13 protein-coding genes are annotated in these 12,936 nt (G+C 63.9%); 3 read left to right on the forward strand and 10 right to left on the reverse strand.

What is annotated here, in order from left to right; genetic code table 11:
• Positions 1–49: 49 nt before the first annotated feature.
• The 5 genes from LB538_RS03370 to LB538_RS03390 all read right to left on the reverse strand — a co-directional run bounded on the left by LB538_RS03370 (position 50) and on the right by LB538_RS03390 (position 4,952).
• Complete coding sequence (locus LB538_RS03370) at positions 50–487, reverse strand: CHRD domain-containing protein (protein WP_140839627.1); 438 nt, start codon at positions 485–487, stop codon at positions 50–52.
• Between the two features lie 169 nt (positions 488–656).
• On the reverse strand, positions 657–1,628 hold the full coding sequence (locus LB538_RS03375; protein ID WP_095768959.1) for an ABC transporter substrate-binding protein: 972 nt from the start codon (positions 1,626–1,628) through the stop codon (positions 657–659).
• Between the two features lie 39 nt (positions 1,629–1,667).
• The gene (locus LB538_RS03380) at positions 1,668–2,822 is read right to left on the reverse strand and encodes an ABC transporter permease (RefSeq protein ID WP_224531796.1); all 1,155 of its coding nucleotides are present in this window, start codon (positions 2,820–2,822) and stop codon (positions 1,668–1,670) included.
• On the reverse strand, positions 2,819–3,697 hold the full coding sequence (locus tag LB538_RS03385; RefSeq protein WP_224531798.1) for an ABC transporter permease: 879 nt from the start codon (positions 3,695–3,697) through the stop codon (positions 2,819–2,821). Before LB538_RS03385 ends, LB538_RS03380 begins: the two co-directional genes overlap by 4 nt.
• A 463-nt stretch (positions 3,698–4,160) precedes the next feature.
• Positions 4,161–4,952, reverse strand: a complete 792-nt coding sequence (locus LB538_RS03390; protein WP_224531800.1) for an ABC transporter ATP-binding protein — start codon at positions 4,950–4,952, stop codon at positions 4,161–4,163.
• 119 nt (positions 4,953–5,071) lie between these two features.
• On the opposite strand from LB538_RS03390, the gene LB538_RS03395 reads away from it, so the two are divergent.
• Positions 5,072–5,476, forward strand: a complete 405-nt coding sequence (locus tag LB538_RS03395; RefSeq protein WP_140839621.1) for a cupin domain-containing protein — start codon at positions 5,072–5,074, stop codon at positions 5,474–5,476.
• Between the two features lie 17 nt (positions 5,477–5,493).
• On the opposite strand, the gene LB538_RS03400 is transcribed toward LB538_RS03395, so the two are convergent.
• The 3 genes from LB538_RS03400 to LB538_RS03410 form a co-directional block, all read right to left on the reverse strand.
• On the reverse strand, positions 5,494–5,868 hold the full coding sequence (locus LB538_RS03400) for a hypothetical protein (RefSeq protein WP_224531801.1): 375 nt from the start codon (positions 5,866–5,868) through the stop codon (positions 5,494–5,496).
• Positions 5,869–5,870: 2 nt separating this feature from the next.
• Positions 5,871–7,322 (reverse strand): dihydropyrimidinase, encoded by a 1,452-nt coding sequence (gene hydA, locus LB538_RS03405; protein WP_224531803.1) that lies wholly within the window; start codon positions 7,320–7,322, stop codon positions 5,871–5,873.
• A 64-nt stretch (positions 7,323–7,386) separates the two neighbouring features.
• Positions 7,387–8,637, reverse strand: coding sequence for a Zn-dependent hydrolase (locus LB538_RS03410; protein WP_224531804.1), 1,251 nt, complete (start codon positions 8,635–8,637; stop codon positions 7,387–7,389).
• Between the two features lie 121 nt (positions 8,638–8,758).
• Between LB538_RS03410 and LB538_RS03415 the strand changes: the two genes are divergently transcribed.
• Positions 8,759–9,397: a TetR/AcrR family transcriptional regulator gene (locus LB538_RS03415; RefSeq protein ID WP_224531806.1), complete on the forward strand. Its 639-nt coding sequence runs from the start codon at positions 8,759–8,761 to the stop codon at positions 9,395–9,397.
• A 90-nt stretch (positions 9,398–9,487) separates the two neighbouring features.
• Here the strand turns inward: LB538_RS03415 and LB538_RS03420 are convergent, their stop codons facing one another.
• A complete protein-coding gene (locus tag LB538_RS03420) occupies positions 9,488–10,816 on the reverse strand; it encodes an aspartate aminotransferase family protein (protein WP_224531808.1) in 1,329 nt (442 codons plus the stop codon).
• 239 nt (positions 10,817–11,055) lie between these two features.
• On the opposite strand from LB538_RS03420, the gene LB538_RS03425 reads away from it, so the two are divergent.
• Complete coding sequence (locus tag LB538_RS03425; protein WP_095769027.1) at positions 11,056–11,685, forward strand: TetR family transcriptional regulator C-terminal domain-containing protein; 630 nt, start codon at positions 11,056–11,058, stop codon at positions 11,683–11,685.
• Between the two features lie 294 nt (positions 11,686–11,979).
• Here the strand turns inward: LB538_RS03425 and LB538_RS03430 are convergent, their stop codons facing one another.
• The gene (locus tag LB538_RS03430) at positions 11,980–12,852 is read right to left on the reverse strand and encodes a helix-turn-helix transcriptional regulator (RefSeq protein ID WP_224531810.1); all 873 of its coding nucleotides are present in this window, start codon (positions 12,850–12,852) and stop codon (positions 11,980–11,982) included.
• Positions 12,853–12,936: the final 84 nt, after the last annotated feature.

The raw sequence follows: 12,936 nt of genomic DNA on the forward strand, positions 1-12,936 counted from the left end.
TCTGCCGGCTGCACGACAAAAGCGGCGGTGAACCGCCCCTTTTGCGTCTTTACATCGCCTTCTCGATCTGGCCGCGGATCTCGCCGTCCTTGTTCTTGGCAGTGTGGACGTTGACGTAGTATTTGCCGGCTTCCAGATCGGCTGCCTGCGCGTCGGTCAACGTCGCCGATCCCTTGATCGGGCTCTTCAGCTTCTTGAACGGGATGACCGGGTCCGCGTTCGCGCCCATGTCCGCCGGGCCGTGGATGTGGGCGGCCACGGCAGGCCCGCTAAGGCCGGAATATTTGACGTTCCAGCTGAGCTTCTTGCTTGTGGTGTCGAAGGTGAGTGTGGCGGTTCCCTTGCCCTTGGTGGTGACGGGCGGACTCTGTTGGCTGCCGTCGAGCGTCGCCTTGTACTTCACCATCTCGGCCATGGCCGGCGATGCAAGAAGGAAGGCGGTCGAAACGGCCAAGGCCGAAAGCATCGGCACGGATAGGATGCGCATGAAGAACCTCCGTTGATTGCAGCATCCTTCGCGGCTCCCCGGCGCGCGGATGCGCCAATCAACGGCTGAGCGGCCCGATGTATCCCGGCGCACACGGTTATTTTACCGCGGGGCAACAAGAAAGGGGCGGTCGCCCGCCCCTTTCCAACTTCCGCGCTGAGAGCGGACCTTACTTGATCGCCTTGTCGGTGATCGCAGTGGTGTAAGCGCCGCTCGCTTCCTTGCTGATGATCTTCTGGTCGAGCAGCGCCTTGGCGGTGCGCTCGTAAGCGGCCGGGATCAGCTTGCCGTCGGCATTGTCGACCAGCTTGGCCACTTCCTTCATCATGAACTTCTGGTGGTTCTCGTCCTGGCCGCCGGCGTCGACGACGATCTCGGCCGCCTCGTCGGTGTTCTCCGTGGCGTATTTCCAACCCTTCATCGAGGCGCGCACGAAGCGCACCATCTTGTCCTCGAAGGCCGGGTCCTTGAGCTTGTCCTCGAGCGTGTAAAGCCCGTCCTCCAGAAGGTCGTTACCCATGGCGGAGTAGTTGAACACGACCAGGTCTTCCGGCTTGTAGCCCGCGTCCAGCACCTGGCCGTATTCATTATAGGTCATCACCGAGATGCAGTCGGCCTGCTTCTGGATCAGCGGCTGCACGTCAAAACTCTGCTTGAGCACGGTCACGCCGTCCGGGCCGCCATCGGTCTTGAGGCCGATCTTGTTCATCCAGGCGTAGAACGGATATTCGTTGCCGAAGAACCAGACGCCGAGCGTGTGGCCCTTGAAGTCGGCTTCCGTCTTGATCGGGCCGTTCTTGGGGCAGACCAGCTCCATGCCGGCCTTCTTGAACGGCTGGGCGATGTTGACGAGCATCACGCCTTTGTCGCGGGCCGCGAGCGCGCCGCCCATCCAGTCGACGATGACGTCGGCGCCGCCGCCGGCGATCACCTGCTCGGGCGCAATGTCCGGGCCGCCCGGCTTGATGTCGACGTCGAGGCCTTCGGCGTCATAGAAGCCCTTGGCCTTGGCGACATAATAGCCGGCGAACTGGGCCTGCGTGACCCATTTCAGTTGCAGTGTCACCTTGTCGGCGGCCATCGCCTGGAAGGCGGCCAGCGACATGGCGCCGGCCAGAGCAGAAATCAGCAGTCTTTTCATCTTATTACCCTCTGAAGTTAGCACCCAAACCCGCCGCCCCTATCCACCTCGGACAGAGGGATGCCAAAACGTGACGGCTCTCTCGATGAGAGCGACCACGCCATAAAAGACCGAACCCGCCAGTGCTGCAACTGCGATTTCGGCCCACACCATGTCGATGTTCATCCGCCCGACTTCAGTCGAGATGCGAAATCCCATGCCGACCACTGGCGTTCCGAAGAACTCCGCGACGATGGCGCCGATCAGCGCCAGCGTCGAGTTGATCTTCAGCGCGTTGAAGATGAACGGCATGGCCGCCGGCAGCCTGAGCTTGAGCAAGGTCGGCCAATAGCCCGATGCATAAGTGCGCATCAGGTCGCGCTCCATATGCCCGGATGCGGCAAGGCCCGCCACCGTATTCACCAGCATCGGGAAGAAGGTCATGATGATGACGACCGCGGCCTTGGACGGCCAATCGAAGCCGAACCACATGACCATGATGGGTGCGACGCCGATGATCGGCAGCGCCGAAACCATATTGCCGATCGGCAGCAGGCCGCGCCGCAGGAAAGGCACGCGGTCGGCGAGGATGGCGACGGCGAAGCCGGCGAGATTGCCGACGACATAGCCGATCAGCACCGCCTTGAAGATCGTCTGCCGCACGTCCGATCCCAGGATCGGCAGCGAGTTGGCGATCCGCGCGCCGATGGCGCTGGGCGGCGGCAAGAGGATGAACGGGATGCCGGCACCGCGCGTCACCGCCTCCCAGATGATCAGGATCCAGGCGCCGAAGATCGCCGGGATGATCAGGCGCAGCGCGTTCCTTGCGACGCTCCCGCTCGGACGCAACCAGGCGAGCAAGGCAACGCAGCGCCAGGCCAGCAGCCAGGCAGCGGCAAGCAGCAGGAAATAGGGCGCCAGCGCCGTGCCCTCGAAACCGGCTATGCCTTTGACCAAGAGCCAGGCTGCGGCATGGGCGCCGACGAAGAGCACGATGGCCTCAACGACCGGCGTCAGCCTTAAGGTCGAGACCAGCGCCGCAATGAGCAGCAGCCCGATGATCAGCCCCTTGGCGCCCATATAGGGATAGGCCAGCGTTGCGGCCGGCTCCGCCAGCACGGCTGCCTCCGGCTTCGTCATTGCGCCAAGCGCAAAGGCGATGAGACAAAGCAGGATTGCCAGCACCGATTGCCATGATGGCTTCAGCCAATTCATGCCGGCCTCCCGCCCATGGCGCGGTCGACCAGGCGTCCGGCGATGCCCACCACCATCACCAGCAGCGCCGCGACGACGGACCCCGCGACCAGCGCCGACCAGATGTCGATGGTCTGACTGTAGTACGCGCCGGCGAGCAGCTTGGCGCCGATGCCGGCGACGGCGCCCGTCGGCAATTCGCCCACGATCGCGCCGACCAGGCTTGCCGCCACCGCCACCTTCATCGAGGTGAACAGGAACGGCACCGAAGCCGGCACCCTGAGCTTCCAGAAGGTCTGCGAGGCGCTGGCGTTATACGTATGCATCAGGTCGAGATGCATGATCTCGGGTGAGCGCAGGCCCTTCACCATGCCGACGGCGACCGGAAAGAACGACAGATAGGTCGAGATCAGCGCCTTGGGGATCAGCCCGGTGATGCCGATCGCCGCCAGCACCACGATGATCATCGGCGCCACCGCCAGGATCGGAATGGTCTGCGAAGCGATGATCCACGGCATCAGGCTGCGGTCGAGCGTCGCCACATGCACGATACCCACCGCAATGACGATACCGAGCGCCGTGCCGAAGGCGAAGCCGAGCAGCGTCGAGGACAGCGTCACCCAGGCGTTGTAGACCAGGCTGCGGTTCGACGTGACGGACCGCAGGAAGGTGTTTTGGAAGAAATTCACCGCCACCTGATGCGGCGCCGGCAGCGTCGGCTTCGGCTGCGACAGCGTCTTGCCGATGAACTCGACCGCGCCGGGTTTCTCGTTGGCCCTGGCATCGAGATCGCGCTGGAACGGCGCATTGAGGATGACGGCGAAGACGTACCAGAGCACCACCACGCCGGCGAGGATGCTGGTGACGGGGATGATTTTCGAGCGGAAGGTGTCCATCTAGCGCTGCCCTTCTCCTCTCCCCCACGGGGAGAGGGTGGCCGGAGCGAAGCGAAGGCCGGGCACGTTCGACTGGAGTGCTGCGGCGCGGGTATTTTTCGTCATCCTAGGGCGGAGCAAGGAGCGAAGCGACGCGGCGCAGACCCTAGGATCCATTCCGTTACTTCTGAGCTCCGCAACGTTCCAGAATACAGCTTCCTGCGCCGCGCTCTGCTCGTCGGGTATTCTGAGCCGCTTACGCCCTTCGACCAGCGTCACGGAATGGATCCTAGGGTCTGCGCTCCGCTTCGCGTCGCTACGCCCTAGGATGACGAAATCGCGATGGCCGGCTTCCTTAACACGCGGGGTGGCGCGCCTGCTCCGCCCTAGGATGACGAAGGCGCGAGTGGCCGTCCCCTCACCCGGCCGCTGCGCGGCCACCCTCTCCCCGGAGGGGAGAGGAGAGAGCTCATCCTCCCGCCCCTCAATCATCATAGCTGTGCCCTGCCCTCAAGCCATCCCGCACCCGCGCGGCGATCGCCAGGAATTCAGGCGTCTCGCGGATGTCGAGCGGCCGCTCTCTCGGCAGCGTCGATTCGATGATGTCGGTGACGCGGCCGGGCCGCGGCGACATCACGACAATGCGCGTCGACAGATAGACCGCCTCGGGTATCGAATGGGTGACGAAGCAGATCGTCTTGTTGGTCCGCGCCCAGAGATCGAGGAGCTGCTCGTTCAGATGGTCGCGCACGATCTCGTCAAGCGCGCCGAACGGCTCGTCCATCAAGAGCAGGTCCGCATCGAAGGCGAGAGCACGCGCGATCGAGGCGCGCTGCTGCATGCCGCCGGAAAGCTGCCAAGGGTATTTCTTCTCGAAGCCGGAAAGGTTGACCAACTCCATCGTGCGCTTGATGCGCTCGGCCTGCTCGACTTGGCTGAGGCCGATGATCTCCAGCGGCAACGCCACGTTGCGCTCGATCGTGCGCCACGGGAACAAGGCCGCCGCCTGGAAGACATAGCCATAGGCGCGTTTCTCGCGCGCCTGCTCCGGCGTCATGCCGTTGACGGAGATCGCCCCGGCGGTCGCCTTCTCCAGATCGGCGATGACGCGCAGCAAGGTGGTCTTGCCGCAGCCGGACGGGCCGATGAAGGAGACGAATTCGCCTTTGCGGATGGTCAGATCGACATTGGACAGCGCCTGCACCGGACCGTCATTGGTCTGGAAGGTGAGGCCGAGCTTGCTTGCCGAGACGACGGCTGGCGGCTGTTCGGTCATTGGCTGCAGCCTGCCTTTCGCAGCCGCTGCCGCGCTGTCCGCAATCCGGTTGATTTTATGATAGCGTTGCTTTCCACTCGTCCTGTCCCACCCGATCGACGCCGCCCGGAGCCTTGCCGATGTCGCCTAAACCCACCTGTCGTCTCGTTCGCCCCGAAAGCACCTATCAGGGCAAGCAGGGACTGAGCTATTTCGCCGGCATCGCCGCCGAAACCGTCGGCTCCTCCGGCATCTGCATGCATCTTCTCACCATGCCGCCCGGCGCGCGCGCCAAGGCGCACATGCATGAAAGCCACGAGACGGCCATCTACGTGCTCTCCGGCGAAGTCCACACCTGGTACGGCGACCGGCTCGAGCACCACACCGTCGTCAAGGCCGGCGACCTGTTCTACATTCCGGCGGGCGTGCCGCACCTGCCCGCCAATCTGAGCGGGGCGCCCTCCTCCGCGGTCATCGCCCGCACCGATCCGAACGAGCAGGAAAGCGTCGTGCTGCTGCCGGAACTGGATGGCCTCGTCGCTTGATCCTGACGGGATCGCCGTCATTTGCATCGCGCGACTTCGCCCATCACATTGCCGTCCTCGTCGGCCACCACCAGCTTCTTCGCATTCTTCGCGCTGCGCTTGATGGTGAACCTGGTCGGCTGTCCCTCTTCGCCCTCAGCCTCGCATTTTGCCGTCACCACCAGTGATCCATCGGCCTGCGCTTGGCGGTCGCTGAAGGTGCAGGCGCTGGCCGCCGTGATCAGTTCCTTGTCGGTCAGAAGCAGCATCTTGTCGGCAGCGACCTGCTGGCCGTTCCGGTTGATGCAGCCATATTTGTCGCCATAGGGCTTGCTGAGGTCGATGCCGGCGGCAAGAGCCTGGCCGGCGGCAAGCATCGCGGCCGCCGTGATCGCAAGATGAAGAGCCCGCATGGTCAGACCCCGGTGGCCGGAATGCCGGTTCGCTCGACCTTGCGCGGCGCGGAAATCTCCTTCCAGGTCGACAGCGCCCGGTTGACCGCGGCGTTCGGCTCGCGGGCGACGAACTCGCCATGGCCGGTCTTGGCCTTCACCTCCGCTTCCTCGATCGACAGCTCGCCGCGCGAGAAGACGAAGCGCGGCAGACCGGTCACCTCGACGCCTTCGAAGACGTTGTAATCGATCACCGACTGCTGGTTCTTGGCCGAGATCGTCTTCTTGCGCTTCGGATCCCACACGACGATGTCGGCGTCGGCGCCTTCGACGATCGCGCCCTTCTTCGGATACATGTTGAGGATCTTGGCGATGTTGGTCGAGGTCACCGCGACGAACTCGTTCATCGTCAACCGCCCGGTGTTGACGCCTCTCGTCCATAGAACCGGCAAGCGGTCCTCGAGCCCGCCGGTGCCGTTCGGGATCTTGGTGAAGTCGCCGATGCCGTTGCGCTTTTGGCTGGTGGTGAAAGAGCAGTGATCGGTCGCCACGACCTGCAGCGAGCCGGCCTGCAAGCCGGCCCACAGCGAATCCTGGTGCCACTTGCTGCGGAAAGGCGGGCTCATCACCCGGCGCGCCGCATGGTCCCAGTCCTTGTTGAAATACTCGGTCTCGTCGAGCGTCAGATGCTGGATCAATGGCTCGCCGAACACCCGCATGCCCTTCTGCCGGGCGCGGCGGATCGCCTCGTGGCTCTGCTCGCAGGAGACATGCACGACATAGAGCGGCACGCCCGCCATATCGGCGATCATGATGGCGCGGTTTGTCGCCTCGCCCTCCACTTCCGGCGGCCGCGAATAGGCATGTCCCTCCGGACCATTGTTGCCGGCGGCTAAAAGCTTCTGCGAGAGCGCTGCGACCACGTCGCCATTCTCGGCATGAACCAGCGGCAGCGCGCCGAGATCGGCGCAGCGCTGGAACGACGAGTACATCTCGTCGTCATCCACCATCAGCGCGCCCTTATAGGCCATGAAATGCTTGAACGAGGTGATGCCCCGGTCGACGACTTGAGCCATCTCGTCGAACACCTGCTTGCCCCACCAGGTGATCGCCATATGGAAGGAATAGTCGCAGGATGCTTTCGAGGTCTTGTTGTCCCACATCTGCAGCGCTTCCAGCAGCGATTGCTGCGGCGCCGGCAGGCAGAAATCGACCACCATCGTCGTGCCGCCGGAGAGCGCGGCGCGCGTGCCGGATTCGAAATCGTCGGCCGAATAAGTGCCCATGAAGGGCATTTCGAGATGGGTGTGCGGATCGATGCCGCCCGGCATGACATAGCACCCCGTGGCGTCGAACTCATGGTCGCCGTGCAGGTTGGAGCCGATGGCGACGATCTTGCCATGCTGCATCAGCACGTCGGCCTTCCAGGTACGGTCGGCTGTGACGACGGTGCCGTTCCGGATGACTTTGGTCATATCTGTTCCCCTGTTCTTTCGCGCTTCTTTGCGAGCGGCGTTGCGAGGTGACTGGTCTAGGCGGTCATTCAACGATTCCAGCTGTCTCGACCACCGCATGGAACAGCACATCGGCGCCCGCCGCCGCCCATTCCTTGGTGATCTCCTCGGCCTCGTTGTGGCTGAGGCCGCCGACGCAGGGGCACATGACCATGGTCGCCGGTGCCACCTTGGCCGCCCAGCAGGCGTCGTGGCCGGCGCCGGAGATGATATTCATATGGCTGTAACCGAGCTTTTCGGCGGCTGTGCGCACGCGGCCGACCAGCGTCGGATCGAAGGTCACCGGGTCGAAATGGCCGACCGCCTCGACCGAGCATTTCACGCCAAGCGCCTCGCAGATCTTCGGCGCTTCCTTTTCGATACGGGCGCGCATGCCGTCGAGCTTGGCCTGGTCCGGCGAGCGGATGTCGACGGTGAAGACCACCGTGCCTGGCAGGACGTTCCGGGAATTGGGCGAGAACTTCACTTGGCCCACCCCGCCGACGGCGCCGGGCTGGTTCTCCATGGCGACCGTCTGCACCATCTCCAGGATGCGCGCCATGGCAAGGCCTGCATTGACGCGCATGTTCATCGGCGTCGAGCCGGTATGCGCTTCCCTGCCGGTCAGCGTGAACTCCAGCCACCACAGGCCCTGGCAGTGGGTCACCACGCCGATTTGCTTGTTCTCGGCTTCGAGGATCGGGCCCTGCTCGATATGGTATTCGAAATAGGCGTGCATCTTGCGCGCGCCGACCTTCTCGTCGCCGACCCAGCCGATCCGTTTCAGTTCGTCGCCGAAGGTCAGGCCGTCCAGATCCTTGCGGGCATAGGCGTAGTCCTGCGTATGCACCCCGGCGAACACGCCGGAGGCAAGCATGGCCGGGGCGAAACGCGCGCCCTCTTCATTCGTCCAGTTGGTGACGACGATTGGGTGCTTCGTCTTGATGCCGAGATCGTTGAGCGAACGCACAACCTCGAGCCCCGAGAGCACGCCGAGCACACCGTCATACTTGCCGCCGGTCGGCTGGGTGTCGAGATGGGAGCCGACATAGACCGGCAGCGCGTCCGGATCGGTGCCGGCCCGCGTCATGAACATGGTGCCCATCTGGTCCACGCCCATGGTGAGCCCGGCCTCATCGCACCAGGACTTGAACAGTTCGCGGCCGTGCTTGTCGGAATCGGTCAGTGTTTGGCGATTGTTGCCGCCGGCAATGCCGGGGCCGATCTTCGCCATCTCCATGATGGAATCCCACAAGCGATCTGAATTCACGCGCAGATTTTCGCCGGGTGCGGCCATTTGCAGTTCCCATTTTCACCAGGGGTCTTGTCGCCCCTTGAGTGGTTTGCATCCTGACCGTATGGTCAGCTTTCAGACTACACAAGCTGACCAAGCGGTCAACGAGAATCTTGGGGGAGACATGAGCGAATCCAGCCGTCCCATGCGGCGACAGGACATAAGGCGGGAGAATGAAAAAGCAATTCTGCTCGCCGCCGAAAAGGTGTTTGCGGAAGCCGGGTTCGGCGGCGCCACGATGCAGCTGATCGCCGATCTGGCGGGACTGCCAAAGGCAAATCTCCACTACTATTTCGCGACCAAGGAAGAGCTCTACCGGTCCGTCGTCCAGAACATTTTCGAGATCTGGCTGCAGGCGGCCAATTGCTTCGACGCGGCGCGCGGCCCGGTTGACGGCATCAGCGCCTATATCGACGCCAAGATGGAAATATCGCGTCGCCACCCGGACGGCTCGAAGGTCTGGGCCTCGGAAGTCATGCACGGCGCGCCCGTGCTTCAGGACTATATGGAATCGACGCTGCGCGAATGGACCGACGGTCGCGTCGAGATCATCAGGCGCTGGATCGAGGAGGGCAAGATGGACCCGGTCGACCCGCGTCATCTCCTCTACATGCTCTGGGCCACGACCCAGCATTACGCCGATTTCGGCCACCAGATCGAGACGCTGAACGGCGGCAAGTCGCTCTCCGACCGGCAATGGCGGGAAGCCAAGGAAAACATCAAACGGGTGATCCTGACCGGCATTGGCGCGCAGCCGGCCTGAATCGCACCGAAGGTCGGCGCTGCGGCGTCGACCTCAGCCGGCGGCTTCGCGGACACCCTCCCTCCACGGCAGAGTGTCCGCTCCGGCTTGTCAGTCGATCGACCTCAGCACCTCACGCACATGGTCGATGAGTTCGTTGATCTGGCCCTTGGTGATGATCAGCGGCGGCGACAGCGCGATGATGTCGCCGGTGGTGCGGATCAGCGCGCCGCGTTCGAACGCCTTCACGAAGGCCGAGAAGGCCCGCTTGGTCGGGCTGCCGGCGATCGGCGCCAGCTCGATCGCGCCGATCAGGCCGATGTTGCGGATGTCGATGACATGCGGCTCGCCCTTCAGTGAATGCAGCGCGTCTTCCCAGTAAGGCGCCAGCTCCTCGCCGCGCGTCAGCAGGCCCTCTTCCTTGTAGGTGTCGAGCGTGCCGAGCGCCGCGGCGCAGGCGATCGGATTGCCCGAATAGGTGTAGCCGTGGAAGAACTCGATCATGTGCTCGGGGCCGGTCATGAAGGCGTCGTGGATCTCCTTCTTGACGAACACCGCACCCATCGGGATGACGCCGTTGGAGACGCCCTTGGCTGTGGTCATGATATCCGGCGTGACCCCGAAATAGTCCGCCGCGAACGGCGTGCCGAGGCGGCCGAAGCCCGTGATCACTTCATCGAAAATCAACAATATGCCGTGCTTCGTGCAGATTTCCCGAAGCTTCTGCAGATAGCCCTTCGGCGGCAGGATGACGCCGGTGGAGCCGGCGACCGGCTCGACGATGACGGCAGCGATGGTCGAGGCGTCATGCAAGGTGACGAGACGCTCCAGCTCATTGGCGAGCTCGGCGCCATGCTCCGGCACGCCCTTCGAGAAGGCGTTCTTGTCCGGCAGATGGGTGTGCGGCAGGTGGTCGACGCCGCCGAGCAGCGTGCCGAACATCTTGCGGTTGGAGACGATGCCGCCGACCGAGATGCCGCCGAAATTGACGCCGTGATAGCCGCGCTCGCGGCCGATCAGGCGGGTGCGCGAGCCCTCGCCGCGAACGCGGTGATAGGCGATCGCCATCTTGAGCGCGGTGTCCACCGATTCCGATCCGGAATTGGTGAAGAAGACATGGTCCATGCCCTTGGGCGCGATATCGACCAGCCGGTTCGCCAGCTCGAACACGATCGGGTGGCCCATCTGGAAAGCCGGCGCGTAGTCGAGCTCGGCAGCCTGGTTCTGGATGGCCTCGGTGATCTTCGGCCGGCAGTGGCCGGCGTTCACGCACCATAGGCCCGCGGTACCGTCCAGCACCTTGCGGCCGTCACTGGTGGTGTAGTGCATGTCCTTGGCGGACACGAACATGCGCGGCGCCTGCTTGAACTGGCGGTTTGCCGTGAACGGCATCCAGAATGCGCTGAGATCGTTCGGCGTGACTTTCAGCCGGTTGGACATGACCAGGACTTCCCCTTGTAAGCGTGTTTCGGTGCGGCCAACGCTTGGTCTTCGCTGCGTTTTCGTGCTACGCAAATTTTTGACCGGTTGGACAAACGTTAGCACCGCCTGTCGGCGGTCAGGGGATTACTAGCGGAAATGCGGCATAAAAAGCGCGCTCCACAGCCCAAGGAAAAACTGGTCCAGACAATTGGTCCAGAGAGCCGGCGCGAAGACGGCCGGCCAGGATGACGGCGGCGATGGAAGGCTCCGCTCCCCGCCGCACCCGCATCCAGCAGGAAAAGCGCGAGCTGATCCTGGAAGCCGCGCTCGAAGTCTTCTCCGCCAACGGGTTTCGCGGCTCGACAATCGACCAGATCGCCGAAGCCGCCGGCATGTCGAAGCCCAACCTTCTCTATTACTTCCGCCGCAAGGAAGACATTCACGAGACGTTGATGCAGCGCCTGCTCGACACCTGGCTGGCGCCGCTGCGCGAGCTGGACGACATCGGCGATCCGCTGACGGAGCTCAGAAGCTACATCCGCAGGAAGCTGGAAATGGCGCGCGATTTTCCGCGCGAAAGCCGGCTGTTCGCCAACGAGATCCTGCAGGGCGCGCCGCGCATCAAGCCGATGCTGGAGGGCGAGCTGAAGACGCTGGTCGACGAGAAGGCCGCCGTCATCAAGGGCTGGATGCGCGCCGGCAAGATCGCCCGCACCGATCCCTGGCACCTGATCTTCTCGATCTGGGCGACGACGCAGCATTATGCCGATTTCGACGTTCAGGTCCGCGCCGTGCTCGGCGCCGACCGCGGCGGCGACGGCCGCTTCGAGGACGCAGCGCGGTTTCTGGAGCAGCTGTTCCTGGATGGACTGAAACCGAAGGGGTAGCGCCGACAAAATGGCTTAGCAGGTGGACCCGTATGTGGGGCCAACTTGTCCGCCGTGTTGTTTTTGCTGACCTTAGAGATTGGCCGCGGCGCCCATCACTTCGTCATCCACGGGCGGAGCAAGGAGCGAAGCGACGCGGCGCAGACCCGAGGATCCATTCCGTGACCTCGGAGCGCCGCTACCGTCCAGAATTCTGCACCGCTGCACCCACGGCAAAAGTAACGGAATGGATCCTCGGGTCTCCGCGTCCGCTTCGCTCCCGCTCCGCCCGTGGATGACGAAGTCGAGGGGACCTCACGCGCTGCGCCGCTCGGTTGGAAGCCCCTCGAGCAGCTTGCGCAGCTTCACCACCGAGTTCTGCTCCGCCAGCGGCGTGTAGACGATCAGCCGCATGTCCGAGCCGTCGTCGATCGACAGGCTCATATGCTCGAACGTCATCGCGCCGGCGATCGGATGCCGCAGATGCTTCAGGCCGGAGAGCCGATGCACCACATCGCGCTGCGGCCACCATTCGCGGAACTCGGGGCTTGAGCGCATCATCAACTCGATCAGCCGCTCGAAATCCGGATCGCCGGTGTATTTCGCGCTTTCGGCGCGGAAAGCGGCAAGGGTCGCGCGCGCCAGCTGTTCCCAATCCACCAGCAGATGCCGCCGGTGCGGATCGGTGAACACGCCATGGATGATGTTGCGGGCATCGCCCTCCAGCAGGCCGTAATCACCGAAGATGGCGACGGCCGCATCATTCCATGCCAGCACGTCCCAGCGCGGGCCGACGACATAGGCGGGCTGCAGGACCAGGCTCTGCAGCATGTGCAGCAGCGGCCCCTCGACCTTGCCCTGCACGATGCGGCGCCGCTCCGGCTGCTGGCGGCCGGCGAGCGTGAACAGATGCCGCTGCTCGGCGGCGTCGAGCCGCAACGCTTCGCAGAGCGCTGAGAGCACCTCAACCGAAGGCCGCACGTCCCTGCCCTGCTCCAGCCATGTGTACCAGGTCGTGCCGACGCCGGCGATCATCGCCACTTCCTCACGCCTCAGGCCCGGCGTGCGCCGCCGCGCGCCGCAGGCGATACCGGCGGTATCCGGCGAAAGCCGCTCGCGACGGGAACGCAGGAAGGCGCCGAGCTCGCGCCGGCGATGATCTTCGGGGGAATGGGTAACGGCATCCATGCGCCTATTATAGCAGTACCGATACCAGGATAAAGTTTGAACTGTTTGCGGCCCGCGCGGTGTCCCATCTTTGCGTTCAGAGCA

Origin of the sequence: Mesorhizobium sp. Ca11 (genome assembly GCF_020165275.1) — a bacterium.
Lineage (GTDB): Bacteria > Pseudomonadota > Alphaproteobacteria > Rhizobiales > Rhizobiaceae > Mesorhizobium.

Coding starts and splice junctions, on each gene's coding strand:
- LB538_RS03420 (WP_224531808.1), bottom strand. CDS start 10,816: ATGTCCAACCGGCTGAAAGTCACGCCGAACGATCTCAGCGCATTCTGG.
- LB538_RS03410 (WP_224531804.1), bottom strand. CDS start 8,637: ATGGCCGCACCCGGCGAAAATCTGCGCGTGAATTCAGATCGCTTGTGG.
- LB538_RS03390 (WP_224531800.1), bottom strand. CDS start 4,952: ATGACCGAACAGCCGCCAGCCGTCGTCTCGGCAAGCAAGCTCGGCCTC.
- LB538_RS03415 (WP_224531806.1), top strand. CDS start 8,759: ATGAGCGAATCCAGCCGTCCCATGCGGCGACAGGACATAAGGCGGGAG.
- LB538_RS03400 (WP_224531801.1), bottom strand. CDS start 5,868: ATGCGGGCTCTTCATCTTGCGATCACGGCGGCCGCGATGCTTGCCGCC.
- LB538_RS03425 (WP_095769027.1), top strand. CDS start 11,056: ATGGAAGGCTCCGCTCCCCGCCGCACCCGCATCCAGCAGGAAAAGCGC.
- LB538_RS03430 (WP_224531810.1), bottom strand. CDS start 12,852: ATGGATGCCGTTACCCATTCCCCCGAAGATCATCGCCGGCGCGAGCTC.
- LB538_RS03385 (WP_224531798.1), bottom strand. CDS start 3,697: ATGGACACCTTCCGCTCGAAAATCATCCCCGTCACCAGCATCCTCGCC.
- hydA (WP_224531803.1), bottom strand. CDS start 7,322: ATGACCAAAGTCATCCGGAACGGCACCGTCGTCACAGCCGACCGTACC.
- LB538_RS03370 (WP_140839627.1), bottom strand. CDS start 487: ATGCGCATCCTATCCGTGCCGATGCTTTCGGCCTTGGCCGTTTCGACC.
- LB538_RS03375 (WP_095768959.1), bottom strand. CDS start 1,628: ATGAAAAGACTGCTGATTTCTGCTCTGGCCGGCGCCATGTCGCTGGCC.
- LB538_RS03395 (WP_140839621.1), top strand. CDS start 5,072: ATGTCGCCTAAACCCACCTGTCGTCTCGTTCGCCCCGAAAGCACCTAT.
- LB538_RS03380 (WP_224531796.1), bottom strand. CDS start 2,822: ATGAATTGGCTGAAGCCATCATGGCAATCGGTGCTGGCAATCCTGCTT.